This is a genomic window from Pseudactinotalea sp. Z1748 (genome assembly GCF_049725185.1).
GTDB lineage: Bacteria > Actinomycetota > Actinomycetes > Actinomycetales > Beutenbergiaceae > CALKWS01.
The window spans coordinates 23,087-40,384 of record NZ_JBMPQB010000002.1 but is presented as its reverse complement, the minus strand read 5'-3'; the positions used below and the strand labels follow the sequence as shown (position 1 = coordinate 40,384).

The 17,298-nt window shown below is 67.4% G+C and carries 17 protein-coding genes and 1 pseudogene; 9 read left to right on the top strand and 9 right to left on the bottom strand.

Annotation, left to right across the window (positions count from 1 at the left end; all coding sequences use genetic code 11):
* Window positions 1-245: 245 nt before the first annotated feature.
* Window positions 246-986 carry a glycerophosphodiester phosphodiesterase gene (locus tag ACO0LU_RS04455; RefSeq protein ID WP_424790223.1) on the top strand — a complete coding sequence of 247 codons (741 nt, stop codon included), beginning with the start codon at window positions 246-248 and terminating at the stop codon, window positions 984-986.
* A 72-nt stretch (window positions 987-1,058) separates the two neighbouring features.
* On the opposite strand, the gene ACO0LU_RS04450 is transcribed toward ACO0LU_RS04455, so the two are convergent.
* The 3 genes from ACO0LU_RS04450 to ACO0LU_RS04440 form a co-directional block, all read right to left on the bottom strand.
* A complete protein-coding gene (locus tag ACO0LU_RS04450) occupies window positions 1,059-1,583 on the bottom strand; it encodes a hypothetical protein (protein ID WP_424790222.1) in 525 nt (174 codons plus the stop codon).
* 69 nt (window positions 1,584-1,652) lie between these two features.
* Window positions 1,653-2,786, bottom strand: coding sequence for a Gfo/Idh/MocA family protein (locus ACO0LU_RS04445; protein WP_424790221.1), 1,134 nt, complete (start codon window positions 2,784-2,786; stop codon window positions 1,653-1,655).
* Window positions 2,783-3,562, bottom strand: coding sequence for a ThuA domain-containing protein (locus ACO0LU_RS04440; protein WP_424790220.1), 780 nt, complete (start codon window positions 3,560-3,562; stop codon window positions 2,783-2,785). Before ACO0LU_RS04440 ends, ACO0LU_RS04445 begins: the two co-directional genes overlap by 4 nt.
* 310 nt (window positions 3,563-3,872) lie before the next feature.
* Between ACO0LU_RS04440 and ACO0LU_RS04435 the strand changes: the two genes are divergently transcribed.
* From ACO0LU_RS04435 to ACO0LU_RS04425, 3 genes are all read left to right on the top strand, one after another.
* Entirely contained in the window at window positions 3,873-5,078 is a 1,206-nt protein-coding gene (locus tag ACO0LU_RS04435) for an MFS transporter (protein ID WP_424790219.1), read from the top strand.
* A gap of 74 nt (window positions 5,079-5,152) precedes the next feature.
* A complete protein-coding gene (locus ACO0LU_RS04430) occupies window positions 5,153-5,992 on the top strand; it encodes an urea carboxylase-associated family protein (protein ID WP_424790218.1) in 840 nt (279 codons plus the stop codon).
* Between the two features lie 38 nt (window positions 5,993-6,030).
* On the top strand, window positions 6,031-6,819 hold the full coding sequence (locus ACO0LU_RS04425) for an MOSC domain-containing protein (RefSeq protein ID WP_424790217.1): 789 nt from the start codon (window positions 6,031-6,033) through the stop codon (window positions 6,817-6,819).
* Here the strand turns inward: ACO0LU_RS04425 and ACO0LU_RS04420 are convergent, their stop codons facing one another.
* On the bottom strand, window positions 6,820-7,758 hold the full coding sequence (locus ACO0LU_RS04420) for an ornithine cyclodeaminase family protein (protein ID WP_424790216.1): 939 nt from the start codon (window positions 7,756-7,758) through the stop codon (window positions 6,820-6,822).
* Window positions 7,759-7,970: 212 nt separating this feature from the next.
* On the opposite strand from ACO0LU_RS04420, the gene ACO0LU_RS04415 reads away from it, so the two are divergent.
* The 3 genes from ACO0LU_RS04415 to ACO0LU_RS04405 all read left to right on the top strand — a co-directional run bounded on the left by ACO0LU_RS04415 (window position 7,971) and on the right by ACO0LU_RS04405 (window position 10,906).
* Entirely contained in the window at window positions 7,971-9,239 is a 1,269-nt protein-coding gene (locus ACO0LU_RS04415) for an SPFH domain-containing protein (protein WP_424790215.1), read from the top strand.
* Between the two features lie 114 nt (window positions 9,240-9,353).
* On the top strand, window positions 9,354-10,538 hold the full coding sequence (locus ACO0LU_RS04410) for a TFIIB-type zinc ribbon-containing protein (protein ID WP_424790214.1): 1,185 nt from the start codon (window positions 9,354-9,356) through the stop codon (window positions 10,536-10,538).
* Window positions 10,538-10,906, top strand: a complete 369-nt coding sequence (locus tag ACO0LU_RS04405; protein WP_424790213.1) for a hypothetical protein — start codon at window positions 10,538-10,540, stop codon at window positions 10,904-10,906. The genes ACO0LU_RS04410 and ACO0LU_RS04405 overlap by 1 nt, the downstream gene beginning before the upstream one ends.
* 94 nt (window positions 10,907-11,000) lie before the next feature.
* Here the strand turns inward: ACO0LU_RS04405 and ACO0LU_RS04400 are convergent, their stop codons facing one another.
* The 4 genes from ACO0LU_RS04400 to ACO0LU_RS04385 all read right to left on the bottom strand — a co-directional run bounded on the left by ACO0LU_RS04400 (window position 11,001) and on the right by ACO0LU_RS04385 (window position 14,813).
* Window positions 11,001-11,447 (bottom strand): DUF3267 domain-containing protein, encoded by a 447-nt coding sequence (locus ACO0LU_RS04400; protein ID WP_424790212.1) that lies wholly within the window; start codon window positions 11,445-11,447, stop codon window positions 11,001-11,003.
* Between the two features lie 337 nt (window positions 11,448-11,784).
* Window positions 11,785-11,931, bottom strand: coding sequence for a VOC family protein (locus ACO0LU_RS04395; protein ID WP_424790211.1), 147 nt, complete (start codon window positions 11,929-11,931; stop codon window positions 11,785-11,787).
* Between the two features lie 127 nt (window positions 11,932-12,058).
* Window positions 12,059-13,480: a multicopper oxidase family protein gene (locus ACO0LU_RS04390; protein WP_424790210.1), complete on the bottom strand. Its 1,422-nt coding sequence runs from the start codon at window positions 13,478-13,480 to the stop codon at window positions 12,059-12,061.
* Between the two features lie 130 nt (window positions 13,481-13,610).
* Window positions 13,611-14,813, bottom strand: a complete 1,203-nt coding sequence (locus tag ACO0LU_RS04385) for an FAD-dependent monooxygenase (RefSeq protein WP_424790209.1) — start codon at window positions 14,811-14,813, stop codon at window positions 13,611-13,613.
* 116 nt (window positions 14,814-14,929) lie between these two features.
* On the opposite strand from ACO0LU_RS04385, the gene ACO0LU_RS04380 reads away from it, so the two are divergent.
* Window positions 14,930-15,433: a MarR family winged helix-turn-helix transcriptional regulator gene (locus tag ACO0LU_RS04380; RefSeq protein ID WP_424790208.1), complete on the top strand. Its 504-nt coding sequence runs from the start codon at window positions 14,930-14,932 to the stop codon at window positions 15,431-15,433.
* 53 nt (window positions 15,434-15,486) lie between these two features.
* Window positions 15,487-15,753 (top strand): annotated as a pseudogene (locus tag ACO0LU_RS04375) (IS256 family transposase); the annotation flags it as partial.
* Between the two features lie 135 nt (window positions 15,754-15,888).
* Here the strand turns inward: ACO0LU_RS04375 and ACO0LU_RS04370 are convergent.
* Entirely contained in the window at window positions 15,889-17,241 is a 1,353-nt protein-coding gene (locus ACO0LU_RS04370) for an MBL fold metallo-hydrolase (protein ID WP_424790207.1), read from the bottom strand.
* Window positions 17,242-17,298 lie beyond the last annotated feature (57 nt).

The following is a 17,298-nucleotide window of genomic DNA, read 5'->3' as shown; positions in this document are numbered from 1 at the left end:
AGTGATCCTGGGCGGTCGGGGGGTCGCCCAGGATCAACTTGCTCCGAGAGTATGGAACACGTCCCGGAACGGGTATGGGTAGAACTACCCATGTGCCGCCGATTCCCTGGCTTTGCCTCAGTTCGGAGGTTCTCGAGGCGGCAGATACGGCTTGGCAGCACTCCCGTCGCGCCCTCGGGTGCCGTGGCACCACGCCACTTGGCATCAGTCCTGCACACGGCCGAGGGAGCCGTTAACGTGTTGGTGTGAGTACCGCACCCTTGGTCATCGCCCACCGCGGCAATAGTTCGGTGGCGCCGGAGAACACCCTGGCCGCATTCGAGGCGGCCTGGCGTGCCGGTGCCGACATGGTCGAACTCGACATCCACCTGTCGTCGGACGGGCAGGCGGTGGTGATCCACAACGACACCCTCGATGAGACCACCGACTCCACCGGTCCGGTCTCGGTCCGCACCGCCGACGAATTGCGCCAGACCGATGCCGGATCCTGGTTCTCCCCGGCCTTCGCGGGGCAGCGCCTGCCGCTGCTGGCCGATGTGCTGGCCTGGCTGGCCGAGCGCCCGCAGATCGGGCTCCTGCTGGAGTTCAAGGGTGAGTGGGATCCCGCGCCGGTCAGCACGGTGGTCGACCAGATCGAGCAGGAGCGGATCTCCGGACGCGTTGTGGCGCAGAGTTTCGCGGTGGACACCGTGAGAGCACTCGCGGATGTGGCGCCGGACCTGCCGCGTGGACTGCTGATCGATGCGCTGCAGGACTCCACCTTCACCACCTGCGCACAGTTGAAGGTCGCCCAGTGCAACCCTTCGGGCCGGATCCTGCTCGAGACGCCACAGGCTCTCGCCCAGATCCGCGAACGCGGGATGCAGGCCATGGTCTGGACCGCGAACGAACCCCAGCACTGGGACGGCCTGGTGCAACTGGGTGCCGATGGCATCATCACCGACCGGCCGGATCGCTTGCGCGGGTTCCTGGCCGGACGCGGCTGAGGGTTCGGCGCACCTGCACCACATCAGGCGAGACCGCGCCGCAGGTGGGCCGCTCCCGCGTGGGCAGGCGGCTCAGCCGACCGAGCGCACCGGGCTCGGGATTGCCTCCACCATCTGCTGCAGGAGCGAGCGCAGCGACTGGGTGCGGTCCGGGCCGAGTGCGTTCACCAGATGGTCCGCGATCCGGATCCGCATGGCATAGACCTGGTCGAGGATCACCAGCCCGTGCTCGGTGACCACGAAGCCCTGCCCGTCATCCCCGCGGGTCACCAACCCGCGCTGCTCCAGGTTCGCCGGCACCCCCTGTTCCAGGTCACCTGGCGTGCCCGTACCGGTGCTCCGGTGGTCATCGTCGGCTGCAGCCCCGGCCGAGCGGGGCCGGTCATCGGCGGCGGGGGCCTCAGCCAGCCGGGCCAGCACATGCAGGTCACGGTGGCTCAGCCCGAGGTGGCGCTCCAGGTACTCCACGACGAGGTCACCAACCTTGCCGAGTTGGCTCAGCTCCTCGGCCAGACCGAGCACGTCGTCATCGGTGCGATGCGGTGGGACATGGGCGGTGCGCGGCTGCGCAGAGTTACTCATATCGTGGTCAACCACGCACGCTTCCTTGATGTTCCCGTGAATCTGGACCACATGCGGGCAAGTACCACCCAAGAACAGCCCGCCCTACCGCTCGCTGCCGATGCTGTGGCTACCAAACACAGGGGCGCCGTCACCGGCGGACCAGGCCGCCAGCACCGCTGCCCGTGCCTCGTCGTCCTCGGTGCGCAGGGCCATGGCCAGCCCGTCGGTGAGGACGTCGGCGATCCGGACCCGTTGACGGGTCCTGGCCGAGCGCACGGCCGCTTCGACCATGGCCAGGGAGGCGATGTTCTCCCTGACCTCACCCAGCGGCTTCTGCCCGGACACCAGCGCGCTCAGGAAGACTTCCAGGGCCCCCTCGATCCCCTCGGCGGCCGGGGGAACCGGGACGGCCTCGCCGTCATCGGCGCCCTCCCCTGCCCCGGTGTGCACGGTGACCTGCGCCTGCCCGTCCCAGCGGATCGTGGAGCCCGCGCCGACGGAGCGCCACCGGGCGTTCCAGGAGGTCTCGGCGCCCGCTGCGATCCAACTGCCGGTGTACAGGTAGCGCGCTGCGCCGGTGAACTCGAAGATGGCGCTGGCACTGGCATCGTGGTCGAACCAGCTCCAGTCCTGGTTCGACTCATCGCAGTACACCGCCACCGGGTCCGCGCCGGTGAGCAGGCGCGCGGTATCGAAGGCGTGGATGGCCATGTCCACCAGCAGCACATGCCGCATCCGCTCCCGGAAGCCACCGAAGCGCGGCGCGCGGAAGAACTCACTCACCAACAGCCCGGGGCTGCCGCCCTGGTGGGCGCGGATCGCCTCGAAGAAGGCTGCCACGCCCGGGCCGTAGCGCCGGGACTGGGAGACCATGAGCAGCCGGCCGTGGACCTGGGCGGCGGCCGCCATCCGGATCGCCTCGGCGATGGTCGGTGCCGCAGGCTTCTCGCACAGCACCGCCATGCCGCGTTCCAGCGCGGCCACCGAGACCTCCAAGTGCGCCTGCGGAACCGTGGCATTCACGATCGCGTCCGCTCCGCCGTCGAACTCCGGGATCGTCCGTGCCACGGACACGTCGGCGCCGGCCGAGTGCGCCAGGTCGCGTGCTCGATCCAGGTCCAGGTCCACCACGCCGACCACCTGCACCTGCGGGTGGGCGGACAGCACCCGCAGCCAGGCACCGCCCATCCCACCGGCACCGACCAGCACGATCCGCGCCGGATCGGTGGCGCTCATCGCTGCATCGGCCCCCGGTAGCCGTGGCCGGTGTAGAAGTCCTCGGCGTCGTAACGCAGTAGCACGGGCAGTTCCCGCTGGGGAAGTTCGGCGGCAGCCCACTGCACACCGTTGGCGAGCACCCGCCGCACGTGCTCGTTGAAGTAGACCGGATAGTCCTGGTCACCGGGGCTGAAGAAGAAGATCTTGCCGCGCCCGCGCCGGTAGGTCATCCCGCTGCGGAACACCTCCCCGCCGGTGAAGGTGGAGAGGAAGATCAGTTCGTCCGGGGTGGGGACGTCGAAGAACTCCCCGTACATCTCCTGCTCGGGAATGATGAACGGGTGCGGTACACCCTGGGCGATCGGGTGGTCCGGAGCGAGTGTCCACACAAGTTCACGGTCCGCGGCGCTGCGCCAGCGCAAGGTGCAGGTGGTGCCCATCAGCGTGGTGAAGATCTTCGACCAGTGGCCCGAGTGCAGCACGATCAGACCCATCCCGGCCAGCACGTGCTGGTGCACCCGCTGCACCACCTCGTCGCTGACCTCGCCGTGGGCGGCGTGTCCCCACCAGAGCAACACATCGGTGTCCTGCAGTCGTTCGTCAGTCAGGCCGTGCTCGGGTTCGTCAAGGGTGGCGGTCGAAACGCTCACCGCGTCGCCGAGCAGTTCGGTCAGGCCGTCCTTGATGGTGTTGTGCATGCCGTCGGGGTAGATCGCACGGACCTTCTCCTCGACCTGCTCGTGCCTGTTCTCCCCCCACACGATGGCTCGGACCGGTTCGTTCTTCTCTGTCATGTCACGTCCTTCATCACTCATAGGTTCAATCATCATTCAATCGACTGGGGCTGGGCGTGCGAGCGCACGAAAATTGTGTGCTCGCGCTCAGTGTCCGGCAGTGTTTGGCAGTGTCACAGTCGGTCGGGGTTGACCCCGCACCCGCGCAGCGGCACGGCGCTGTCGTGGATCGGGCCGGGTGTGCAGATCGGGCCGTGGTCGTCAGAGCGGGTACACCTTCGTCTGTCACGACGCCGCAACGGTGACACCACCGGATGCCACCGAGCCGCTGCTAGCGTCAGAGCCTGACGACGACGGGCTGAGGTGGTACGTGGGCAGGCAGTGGGGCGCGGGCACAGCGGGAGGCGCCGGCCGGTGGGCCCCGTTGCTGGTGGCGTTGATCTTCCTGGTCGCAATGAACCTGCGTGCGCCGATCACCTCGGTGGGCCCCTTGCTCCCCCAGATCAGCGCCGACTATGGTCTGAGCGAGCCGATGGCCGGCCTCCTGGGCGCGATGCCCCTGGTGGCCTTCGCACTGATCTCCCCGCTGGTGCACCACGCCTCCGGCCGCCTCGGCGCGGACCGGCTGCTCGGGCTCGCGCTGGTGCTGCTGGCCGCCGGGATCCTGGTGCGTTCCTACGGGGCCGCCCCGGGGCTGTGGCTTGGCACCATCGCGCTGGGCTGCGCCATCGCGGTGGGCAACGTGCTCGTGCCCGTATTGATCAAGCGCGACTACCCGGGGCGGATCTCGGTGGCGACCGGGATCTTCTCGGCCTGCATGGGTACGGTCGCCGCCGTGGCTGCGGCGATGGCGGTTCCGGTGTCCAACGCCTCCGACTGGCCCACCTCCCTGGCGATCTGGGCGGTCCCGACAGCCCTGGTCGCACTGCTGTGGATACTCCGGCTACGACGTCCGGCCCACGCCGTCGACCCGGTTCCCACCCCGACCACGCCGCAGGTGAGCGTCTGGACGCAGCCGGGAGCATGGTTGGTCACGGCATTCATGGGCCTGCAGTCCACCTGCTTCTACATCCTGATCACCTGGCTACCGACGATCACCACCGCCGCCGGCTACACCCCCGAACGCAGCGGCTTGCACGTGTTCGGCCTGCAGATGACCGGGATCGTGGCCGGGGTCCTCATCCCGCGTCTGATGCGCCGACCGGACAGCCAGGTCGCAGCCGCCGTGACCGCCAGCGCACCGGTGATCATCGGCACGCTCGGGCTGCTGATCGCGCCGGGCCTGAGTGGGCTGTGGGCTCTGGTGGTGGGAGCGGGCACCGGCGCCTCACTGGTGGTGGCGCTGAGTCTGATCAGCCTGCGCGGGCGCACCCAGGCTGAGACCACGCAACTGTCCGGGATGGCGCAGTCGGTGGGTTACCTGGTGGCCTCGGTGGGCCCGGTGACGGCGGGTCTGCTGGCCGAGCGTACCGGCGGGTGGCAGGCCCCGCTGCTCCTCCTGGCGGCGTTGGCAACCGCCCAGACACTGGTCGCGATCGTGGCCGGCAAGGACCGAGGGATGCGCAGCGGGACGTGAGAGCGGCTCGGCGGGCCAGGGCGATCTCTTTGGGCCTAGGTTGGGAGGATCCGACCCCGACGTAGGGAGCCCAGATGAGGTTGACGCAGGCGGCCTACCAGTCCGATCCCGGAGGCCCGTTGGATGCCGACCGGGAGCTATACCGGCGCATCGGCGAGGAGCAGGACGGGCGCGAACTCGTGGACTCCTTCGTCGTCCCGATCCGCTCCGGCCGAGCCTGGCGGGTGCCCGCCGGTCACGTGTGCCGCATCGTGACCATCGAGGGCCCCCAGGTCGCGGACCTGAACCTGTGGAACGCCCACGACCCGAGGGAGCGGATGTGGGCCTCGCGCACCCGCCAACTCCAGGCCGCGCATGTGTCTGTGTTCGACCGACTGTGGTCCACCCTGCCGTTCCTTCGCCCGATGGCCACCATCACCGGCGACTCCCTGGCCGGGTACGGCACCGACGCCGAGGGCGGCCGGGTGCACGACCTGCTCGGCACCAGGTGCGATCCCTATGTGAGCCAGATGCTGAACGGCGTCGGGTTCGACTACCACTGCCACTCCAACCTGACCCGAGCGATCAGGCCCTGGCACCTGACCGAGTTCGACGTTCACGACGTGCTCAACGTCTTCCAGTGCACCGGACTGAACGACGACGACGAGTACTTCATGAAGTCATCTCCGGCCCGGAATGGGGACTACTTCGAGTTCTTCGCCGAGATCGACCTGCTCGCGGCCGTGTCCACCTGCCCCGGTGGCGACCTGTCGGTCCCGATGTTCGGGCCCGACGCCGGCGACGCCGAATCGGTGTGCCGGCCGTTGGGGATTGAGGTCCACAAGGCTCACACCGGGGTCCTGCAGGGGTGGGAGCCGCCGCAGCCGGCCGACTACGGAGGCGGTCACGGGCTGACCGCCCGGCCGCGGTCGTAGCCTCCAGCCCGGCAACCGGCCCGTGGCAGACTGTGCCGGTGCCACATGTCGCCGCGCTGTATCGGTACCCGGTCAAGGGATTCACTCCCGAGGCCCGGGAGCAGCTCACGATCCAGCCCGACGGACGGGTGGCCGGCGACCGGGTGCTCGCCTTCCGGTTCGCCGATGCCGCCGAGCCCGAGGACGCCGACGGCTTGGCGTACTGGCCCAAGCAGCAGGGTCTGGCGCTGGTCAACTTTCCGAGTCTGGCGCGGCTGCGGCTGACCTTCGACGGGCAGACGCTGCGTATCGACGACGGCGCCGAATCGCTCGTGACCGCTGGCCTGGACCGGCCGGGCAGGGCCCTGATCACCGCGCGGATCACCGAGTGGCTGCAGCAGTCCCCGGACGCACGGCGGCTGCGCCGGCCGGGCGTGCTTCCACTCGTCCTGGTAGGCGACGGCGGCACGTCACGGTTCCAGGACCGTCCACGCGGCTACGTCAGCGCACACGGTGCTGCCAGCACCCGGGCTCTGGGGCAGGTCCTGCCCGGTGGTGGGGACGATCGCCGCTTCCGCTCCAACATCGTGATCTCCGGTACGCAGGCCTGGGAGGAACTGGAGTGGACCGGTCGGGTCAGCATCGGCACCGTGCAGTTCGAGGTGTCCGGGCCGATCGGCCGCTGCCTGGCTACCCACGCCAACCCCGACAACGGGCGACGCGACGCCGAGGTCCTGACCGCGCTGGTCACCGGCGTCGGTCAGAGCGAACCGAGGCTCGGTGTGCTCCTGCTTCCGGCGGCCGGTGGCGGCACGATCAGCGTGGGCGATCCGGTGACGACCGGCTGATCACGCGCTTGCGCTGTCATACACGAGCGCGGCCAGGGCCAGGTCCTCCCAGGACATACCCACACCGGTGTACAGGGCCGGGCGGCCGAGTTCGCGCGTGAACTCCCCGGTCACCAGTTCGCGGATGTTGGGCGGAGCAATCTCGCGCCATTCGCTCTCACTGCGCACCTGGGCCAGGTTGCCCGACTCACGCCAGGAGGACTCCCGGCCCTCCACGAACACGTCGGCGCGCAGCACCAGCGTGGCATCGACCTCGCGTGCCTCGAGGCCGTGCTGGCCCACCGAGGCGATCACGGCGTGATCGGGAGGCAGGGAACCGTCGAAGACCGGCGTGGGTGAGGACGTGACGCACAGGATGATGTCGTGCCGGGCCGCATCTTCGGCCCTCGCGCGGGACACCTCGACATCCTGGGCGGCGAGTGCCTCGATCAGGTCATCCACGCGCGAGGGGGTGCGGCCCACCACCGAGAAGGTGGCGTCGGGGTAGACGCTGCGGGCCGCCAGGATGTGGTTGACCGCCTGGACACCGGCCCCGAAGACCAGCACCTTCGGCGCCGCCGGGAAGTCCGGGTCGGCTGCAGTCAAGTGCTTCACGGCCGTCAGTGTGGCCGCCGGGGTACGCACGGCAGTGAGCTCGGTGCCGTCCATCAGCGCGATCGGCGAGAGGGAGTCGGAGTCGAAGAGCACGTACAGGCCCTGGATCTTCTCCAGCCCCTTGGCCGGGTTGTCCGGGGCGATCGTGACCACCTTCAGGCCCGAGCGCGGGGTGGCGCTGGTGGGCATCAGCAGGAACTCACCACCGGGCGCGGGGCTGAACAGCCGCGGGCTGTCGTTCTCGGGGTCCACGCCGCCACGCAGGGCGCGCTCCATGCCGGCGATCGCGGCGTCGAACGGCAGCGCCGCCCGGACCTGCGCCTTGTCGAAGTAAGGAAGAGACACAGTAAGTGAGCCTTTCGTCACGAGGACTCTGTACCATATCACCGCGCACAGGTCGGCCACAGGCCCGCACGCGGCGCCACCACCCCGGTGGCGCTCGTGGCTACCGCATTGCCCCCGTCCCGCGCCCGGAACGCCCCCGGGGGCGACCCTGCGCTGGTAATCTCAAGAGTCCCAAAGGCGGGGACAATCGCGGCAATTCACGGAGGAATCGGATGGGCTTCATCAAGGCTTTCGCTGGTGCGCTCGGTGGCACCATGGCTGACCAGTGGAAGGACTTCCTCGTTCCGCCGCGCAGCCTGGCCCCCACGGCGGCAATCTTCCCCGCGGTCGCCCAAGGGCAGAACGCCGGGCGCGGATCGAACACCAAGGCCTCCGAACACATCATCACCAACGGCAGCAAGATCGTGGTGCCGGAGGGTTTCGGACTGGTCACGCTGCAGGACGGTCAGATCACCGGTTTCGTGGCCGAGCCCGGTGGGTTCATCTACTCCTCCGATGATCAGAACTCGAAGTCGGTCTTCGCCGGGGACGGGATCGTCAGCCCCACCGTGACCACCTCCTGGGAGCGGTTCAAGTTCGGCGGTCAGCCCGGCGCGCAGCAACTCGCGTTCTACGTCAACCTCAAGGAGATCCCGAACAACAGGTTCGGCACCCAGTCGGAGATCTACTGGGACGATGCCTATCTGGGCGCGCAGGTGGGGGCGATCACCCGTGGCTCCTACACGATGCGGATCGTGGACCCGATCCTGCTGATCAAGCAGTTCGTGCCGCAGACCTACCTGGGCACCTCCCCGCGTGTGTTCGACTTCTCCGACCTCGACAACGACGCAGCCAGCCAACTCTTCAACGAGGTGGTCGGCTCGCTCGCGCAAGCCTTCTCCCTCTACACCAACGATCCCAGCCAGGGGAACCGGATCAGCCGGATCCAGTCGGACTCGGTGGGCTTCGCCCAGTCGCTGAGCCTTGCGGTGGAGCAGGGTTACCAGTGGACCTCCGACCGCGGTCTGGCGATCGTCAAGGTCGCGATCCAGTCGATCGAGTACGACGAGGACACCCGCAAACTGCTCAGCGACGTCAAGAAGGCGGACGCCCTCGGCGGCGCCCGCGGCAACGCCTTCATGCAGCAGGCCGCTGCTCGCGGGTTCCAGGCCGCCGGTGAGAGCGGCGGCGGTGGTGGTGCCGGCATGGCCTTCCTCGGGATGGGCATGAACGCGGCCGGCGGCGCTGCCTCCGGTTTGCAGCAGCCGGTCGCTCCGGGCCATCAGCAGGGCTACCAGCAGGTGCCACCCCAACAGGGCTACGGGCAGCCGCCCCAGCAGGGTTATGGCCAGCCGCCCCAGGCTCCGTCCGCACCCGAGGCGCCCGCCCCGGCCCAGGAGGACCCGGTGGCCAAGCTCGGCCAACTCAAGGCGATGCTCGACCAGGACCTGATCACCCAGGCCGACTACGACGCCGCCAAGGCGAAAGTGCTCGGGCTCTAAATGACTGTGCCGCAGAACCCGAACCCCGGGCCGGGCGGCCCGGGGCCGGGTGTCCCGCCGCCGCCTCCACCCGGCCCTGCGCAGGGGGCACCCCAGGCAGCGGTCCCGCCGCCGGTGGCACCTCCCGATGGCCCTCAGATCATCGCCACGGACTCCTCCGCGAAGGATGGCCTGGTCAAGTGCCCCCGTTGCGGCGCCACCGAGATCGCCCTCAACACCGCCAGCGGCCTGCTCCGGTGCGGATTCTGCCGGCACGAGTGGACCGGCCAGGGCGGTGACGAGGAACTATTCATCAACCAGGACATCCCCTCCCTGAGCGGCATGGTCCTGGGCTCCGGCTCGCAGGACATCGTCGCCTCCACCGAGGATGTGCTGACCTTCAAGTGCAGCGCGTGCGGAGCCGAGGTGGTCATCAACACCGCCGAGACCACCCAGGCGCGCTGCCACTGGTGCCGGAACAAGTTGTCGATGAACCAGCAGATTCCCAACGGCGCCGTTCCGGACATCGTCCTCCCGTTCACCATGAAGAAGGAGGACGCCGTCGAGAAGATCCGGGCGTTCGTGAAGAAGCGGCGGGGTTTCGCACACCCCCGCTTCCTCAAGGAGTTCGCCCCGGAGAACGTGATGGGGGTCTACCTGCCCTACATGGTGGTCGACATCAACGCCCACGCCCGGTTCGCCGGTGAAGGTGAGCACCGCACCCGGACCTACACGATCGGCAGCGGTGACAACAAGCGCCAGGTCCATGACGCCGACGTCTATTCGGTACGGCGCGAACTCGATGTCTACATCAACGACCTCACGGTCGAGTCCTCGTCCGAACGCCGGGATCAGGATGCACGTCGCAACACCAACAACATCATCAACGCGGTCATGCCGTTCGACGTCGAGAACTCGGTTGGGTACGACTCCAACTACATCGCCGGGTTCACCTCCGAGCGGCGCGACACCAACATCGATCAGGTTGCCCCGCTCGTGCAGCGTCAGGCCGGAGACATCGCCCGCCACAAAGTGGCGGAGGAGACCTTGGGCTTCTACGACCGTGGCGTGCGCTGGGAGGACCAGCAGGTCGACATCCGCGGGCAGCGCTGGGCGGCGGCGTACCTACCCGTCTGGCTCTACAGTTACCACCAGCAGCGCTCCAACGGGAAGTCGTTCCTGCACTACGTCGCGGTCAACGCCCGGACCGGCAAGACGATGGGCAGTGTCCCGGTCAACCAGCCGAAACTCCTTGCGGTGGCGGCGGCCGTGCAGGTGGTCGGGATGATCATCGGCACCATCCTCATGGTGGTGCTCTGATGTTCACCTCCATGATGGCCGCTGCGAGCGGCGGGCCCTTCCTGGCGATCGGTTCCAACGGAGACGGCAGCTCGATCGGGCTGCTGTTCTTCCTCTCCGGGTTCATCTTCTACGGGTTGATGTACCTGCGGTATCGCAACGTCGACAAGCGTCACATGCACGCCCGCGAGACCGAGGCCGAGATCGACAACGTTCGCGCCGCCGACGACTTCGTCGGCCGGCGCACCCGGCAGCGCAACCGGCGCATCGCCGGTGCGAACGAACGACATGTCGAAGGCGCCCAGAACGGCGGTTTGGCCGCCGGGCTCCTCAATAGCACCTCCGGGCACTCAGTTCGCAACATCCTGAACGCCTTCGACAAACGCTGACCCCTGCGCTCCACTGAGAACTGAGCACCGACCGGACCAGGCATCGCATCGACGAGGCACGCTGGTTGGTCGCGAGGTCCGGGGGGACGCCGGGTCAGGCCATTGGCAGGAACACCGAGGTCTCTTCTCCGTCGTCACGGATGAGCGCCGCGGGCGGGAGTTTGACGAAGGCATGAGCCTGCAGCACGTCCCCGACAGAACCGGCGACATTGAGCACCAGGACAACGTAGATCGTGAGGAAGAAGCTGGTCGGCAGGGTCCTGAGTAGGTCAAGCAGGACCAAGGTGTAGAGCACAAGGGGCGTCAGGGCGACGACGACGGCCGTGCTCCGGGTGAGGACCGCCTGGCTCCCGGTGACGAGGTAGGGAAAGCGGACGGCGACGGTCGGGGGTTCCCGCGTCAGCCACCAGTGGAGGACGGCGTGGGTCAGTTCGTGCGCGACGATGTAGGCCAGGCATGCGGCCACGGTGATCGCTGTGAGCACGCCGGCGTTGAAGGCACTCTCGAACGGCAGGTCCAGGACGAGGGCCAGGACGATCATGGCGGCGACAATCAGGGCGAACGAGACCTTTGATGGTGGTGGCGGCCCGTGCATCCTTCTTGAGGTCGAGGGTCGAGTGCAGACGATAGTTGTCGGGAAGGTCGGTCCCTCGCGGCCTTACGCTGCGGTACGCCATGGTGTCCACCTCGTTTGGTCACTCCCACTCTCCCTCTTCGTGGATACGCCAGGAAGAGACGAAGGTCCCTCGGGTGTCGGCCCTATGCCCACCGCCGTCACCCCATTGACGTTCTGCTTGACGACGGCGGTCGGCTCACGGGGTTGCATCCTCGCGCACCTTGCGCGCCAACCTAGCCGGTGTAGCCGACGTCTCGCTGAGTTATGCGTCGTGGAAGTCCTCCGGCTCCGGAGCAATGCGTCTGGGCATGAGACAAGACTTGTTGCCCTCCGGGTCCGCGAGCACGTGCCAACTTCCCGACGGGACCACGTCAGTCGGCGTCGCCCCCAGCGCCAGGAGACGTTCCAACTCTTCCCTCTGGCCGCTGTCTGTCGGAAACTCGTCGCCGATCGTTCACTCTTGCAGTTCCCTCGGGGAGAGGCATACCTCAGCCACCTCTCTGATCTGGGTTGTCTTCACGAATCGCGGAGAGCCGTCAATGATCACGTTCCCCGTGTCCGCGGTCTGGTTGGAGGTGGTAGTCGTTGGGTTGGGTGCTTTGTCCGGGTTCGACGATGAGGAATTGGCCCATCATTCCCTGGTCTTCGTGTCTGAGGGTGTGGCAGTGGTACATGTAGGGCCATTGGGTGCTGGGGTAGTCGGTGAAGGTCATGATGAGCCGGATGTGTTGGCCTCCGGGTAGCCACACGGTGTCTTTCCAGCCGCGCAGATGCGGTGGCGGCTCCCTGCCGTCGATGTCGAGGATCTGGAACTGGACATCGTGGATGTGGAAGTTGTGCGTCTGGCCATCGAGGTTGGTCACGTTCCAGATTTCGGTGTCTCCCAGGGTGATGACCTCATCGATGCGTGCCATATCCATCTCCTGGCCGTTGATGGAAACCCCCGACAAGTCGAAGTCTCGTGTCCTGGCAGCAGTGGATTCATCGATGCGGGGCACCTCAACCAACTCCCTGGGGACCTGCTGGACTCCACCGAGGTGGTCCCCGGCACGGAACTGGAGGATGTCGAGGTGGTCGGCGCCCCCGGCGAGGCGATCCCCGGTGTCGCTGGGCCCGGATTGGAGGCGGACCTGTTCGCCGGGTTCGAACGCCACGACGATCTCGGCGCGTTCACCGGCGGAGAGTTGAACCTCGTGCAGGTCCACTGGGGCATCCAGTAGCCCGCCGTCGGTGCCGATCAGGGCGAAGGCCCGGTCGTCTTCGAAGGCGAAGTTGTAGGGGCGGGTGTTGGAACCGTTCAGGATCCGTAACCGGACCGTGTGCGTGGTGACGTCGAAGTAGGGCCCGGGGGTGCCGTTGACCAGCACCGTCTCCCCGGTGATCCCGGCCGACTGCATGAACGAGGTGGAGGAATCCAGGGTGGCGTCGTCGTGGAACTTCTTGTCCTGGACGATCAGCGGGAGGTCATCGACACCGTAATCGCGAGGCAGGTCAAGGCCCGCCTCGTCCTGGTCGTCGATGATAAACATCCCCGCGAGGCCCTGATAGACATGCCTGGCGGTCTGCCCGTGCAGGTGCGGGTGGTACCACAGGCTCGCCGCCGGTTGATCGATCCGCCAGTGCGGGGTCCAGGTCTGCCCCGGGGCGATCATCTGGTGCGGCCCACCATCCATCTGCGCGGGCAGGTGCATCCCGTGCCAATGCAACGTGCTGGCCTCATCCAGCCCATTACTCACCCGGACCTGGACATCCTCTCCCCGCTCGGCCCGCAGAGTAGGGGCCAGATGGGTGCCATTGATACCCCACGTCGGCGTCATCGAACCCTGCCCCAAGTCCGTCTCCCCAGCCTGCATCGTCAGATCGAAGGTGCGCACCCCGCCCTCCAGGTGAGACTCCGCTAACGGGGGAACGTCGAGAGCGCGATCGAAATCGACCTCACCGACGGTGTCGACAGCCATGTTGAAGTAGGACACCGCAAACCAAGCGAGAACCGCAGCGGCGGCCACGAGGCCGGCCGCTACGATCCCGGCGATCCACGTCAATGCCCTCTTCGTCGGAGATCGAGCGTTCTTGCTGGCAACGGCAGAGTTATTCATGAGCCTTCTCTCGTGGGGCCCGGAGAGCGGGCGGGGTGGGAACGCGATAGCCATACTGTTCTGCGGTGGCCTTGGCGCCCATGCGCAGGAACATCGGCAAGGTGAGGTCGCGGAATACGTTGCCTGCCGCCGAGGAGACCTTGCGGTCGCCAAGCTGACGGCCAAAACACGCGATCTTCTCCGTTCGCACCTTCCGTTCTTCGGTGAACCCGGCGAACGCGGCGCCGGGGCGGGTCTCGTGCTGCATCCAGCGGGCGAGGACCGCGGCGTCTTCGATCGCGAGGCTGGCGCCTTGTCCGGTGGATGGGCTGACCGCGTGTGCCGCGTCGCCGACGAGACACACGCCCTCGTCGTGCCAGGCGTCCACAGTGGGCATGTCGTAGAGCGGCCAGGCACCCAGCGTGTGTCGCGCAGCATTGAGGATCGCTTGCACCGGAGCGGGGTCGAGTTCGTGAAGTCGGCGGATGCTCGCTATCCAGTCGCCCTGGTCGAGGTCGGCGAGTTCGTACCGGCCCGGTTCGTCGTGCCGAGGCACATTGGTGAACCAGTAGGCGACCTTGTCGTTGACTGTGTATCCGAAGAACGCCCGATGTCCGAAATACATCTGCTGGCGGGCCGTGTCAGGCAAGTCGACTTCAGTCCAACTGCCGCAGTCCACCATTCCGGTGTAGGAGGGTCGAGGGGCTTCGGGCCAGGTGAGCCGTCGTACCGTCGACCAGATCCCGTCCGCCCCGATCACCGCGTCGGCGATCAGCGTGCGTCCGTCTGCGAATACTGCCTCGACTCCTTGCGGCACGGTGCGCAACTCAACCAGCCGGGCGTTGAACAGGAACGTCGCCCCGGCGGCCTGTGCTCGTTGGGCGACTTCGGCGTGCAACCGCGCCCGCCGCAGCACCACACCACGCGCGCCGTACCGGGCCAGGTCCTGTTCACCGGCAAGTTCGGCGATCTTGCGTCCGCGGGCGTTGTGGAAGTCCAGACCGTACGCCTCGAACCCCCCGGCGGCAGCAGGGGCGTCCCCGAGTCCGATCGCGGCCAAAGCGTTCACACCGTTCGGCGCGAGGTAGAGGAAGGCTCCGCCGGTGTCGCGCTGACTCCCCCGGGCTTCAGCGACCACGGCCTCACGTCCCGCGCGACGCAGAGCGAAGGCAAGTGACGATCCAGCGATGCCGCCGCCGATGATCAGGGTCTTCATGGGCCCTCCTCGTTTGGGTTCTTGCGTCAGTGAGGAGTGGGACGGGCGGAAGGTCCGCGTACTCCCTCTCTCGTTCGTTCGGACGAACGAACGACGGTGAAGGTAGCATGGGTTTCGTGAACCGGGCAAGATCGAAGGAAGCCAGCCGTGATGAGGTGCTCACCGTGCTGGCGGCTTCCGGCCGTGAACTCAGCACAGCGATGATCCAGTTCCACACGAACCTGTCTCGGCGCGTCGGTCTTGGACCCACGGAGGAGAAGGTTCTCGAACTCGTCCACAGACACCAGCACGCAACCGTCGGCGAGTTGGCCAAGCACGCCGCCATGCCCAAGAACTCCCTCAGCGACATCCTTGACCGGCTAGAAGAAAAGGCATTCATCCAACGGCAGCCGCACCCCAGCGATGGGCGCAAGGTCTCCATCGTCGGTACCGACGCTGGCGCCCGACGCATCGGTGCGCTCTTCGACGGTCTGATGTCCCGACTCGCCGAACTCAACGGCAACTACTCCACCGAAGAACTAGCGGTCGTCGCGGACTATCAACGTCGCGCCGCTGCGATCCAAGGGGCCGAAGCACGAGCCCTGGCCACCGACGCCGCCTCCCTCCGTGGTGGGGCGTGACACCGGACGAAGAAGCGGCCTCTGTCCGCTAAGGGCGTTGACGGGTGGGCACACACTGGGTGCACCTGCGCACCACCAACCCCATCGAGTCAGCCTTCGCAACCGTGCGGTTACGTCAGCGCGTGACCAAGGGTCCCGGTTCGCGGGCCGCCGGGGTGGCGATGGCCTTCAAACTCCTCCAAGCCGCCCAAGCCCGCTGGCGGGCCGTCAACGCCCCACACCTGGTCGTACTCGTGCGAGCCGGCGCGACATTCAAGAACGGCAAACTCCTCGAACGACCTGACGACCACGGCCCCGAGAGAACCGAGGAGGCAGCCTGAAGACTCACCATCCACAGGTCTCGACAATTCCTCCCGAATGAGGGAACGCGCGGATCAAGTGGACAACGGGGACGGGCAGAAGGCTCTCTGCCCGCCCCGAGGCCCGCTACGGGTACTCGATGATTGATTGGGCGCTCAGGTTTCCATGGGCAGACCGGCGTCGGCGGCCTCGTCGAACATCGCGTCGATGTGCACCACGTCCTTGCCGGCACGTTCCAGCAGGGAGGCCGCCACCCCCGAGCGGTAGCCGGTGGCACAGTGCACCCACAGCTTCACGGCCGGGACCTCGTCCATGCGGGGGATCAACTCGTGCAACGGGATGTGCACGGCACCGGCGATATGGGAGGACTCGTACTCCTCGGCTCGGCGCACGTCCAGGATCGTGTCCTGGTCCGGGCGGTCAGTGAGCACCTCGGCCCAGCCCGCCCGAGGGTAGGAGGACACGGTCGCCCCCGGGGCCAGCTGCTGAGGGTCCTCGCCAAGGCCCGCGTCCGGGGAGTCGATCCCGATCCGCGACAGGTCGCGGATCGCGTTCTCCACATCGTCCCGGGAGCCGACGAGGGTTAGTTGCCGGTCGTAGGGGAAGAGCCAGCCCAGGAAGGTGGTGAAGTTTCCGCCGTCGCCGTACTCGAAGCTGATCGTGCCCTTGAGGTGGTTGGCGGAATACGCCACCCGGTGGCGCAGGTCCACCACCCACTCCCCGGCCTCGAGGCGGGCCTCCAGTTCGGCCGCGTCCAGGGAGTCGGGCACCTCGAGGTTCGGCTCGGAGGGACCGGCCGCGTTGGCCGGGCCCATATGTGCGTAGTAGTTCGGGTAGGCGCTCAGGTTCGCGATCAGCTCGGAGACGAAGTGCTCCTCGTCCGGATCGGTGTAGACGTGGTTGGTGGCGAATTGCTCGCCCAGGGTGGACTCGGAAGCCCCGGTGGCCGGGCCGGAGGAGCAGAAGGAGCCGAACCCGTGGGTCGGGTACAGGGCGGCGTGCTCCTTGGCCTCCTTCGCCAGACGGCGGGCGGAGACCCACTGGTCGTGGGTCAGGCCCACCGTGTGCTCGGAGCCCAGCAGGTCGGTCCGTCCCACGGAGCCGTAGAGGACGCTTCCGCCGGAGAACACGGCCTGTTCCTGCCCGTGCTCGACGACGAAGGAGAGGTGGTGGTGGGTGTGCCCGGGAGTGGCCACGGCCTTCACACTGAGCTCGCCGACCTGCAGGGTCTGCCCGTCGGCAATCGAGGTGCGCTCGAAGGAGACCTCGTCGGCGGCGTTGACCAGGTAGGCGGCCCCGTGCTTCTGGGCTAGGACGAGTCCGCCGGTGATGTAGTCGTTGTGGATATGGGTCTCGGCCACGTGGGTGAGTTCCACGCCGGCCTCATCAAGCAGGGTCTCGACGCGGTCGATGTCGCGCTGGGCGTCGATGACCAGGGCCACCTGCCCGTCGTGGACGAGGTAGCTGCGGTCCCCGAGCTGCGGGGTGTCAATGACGGTAACGTCCATGGTGTTCCTCCTGAGGGGGTAGTGCGTTCTGCGCACCATTCGGGTTGGGATCGAAGT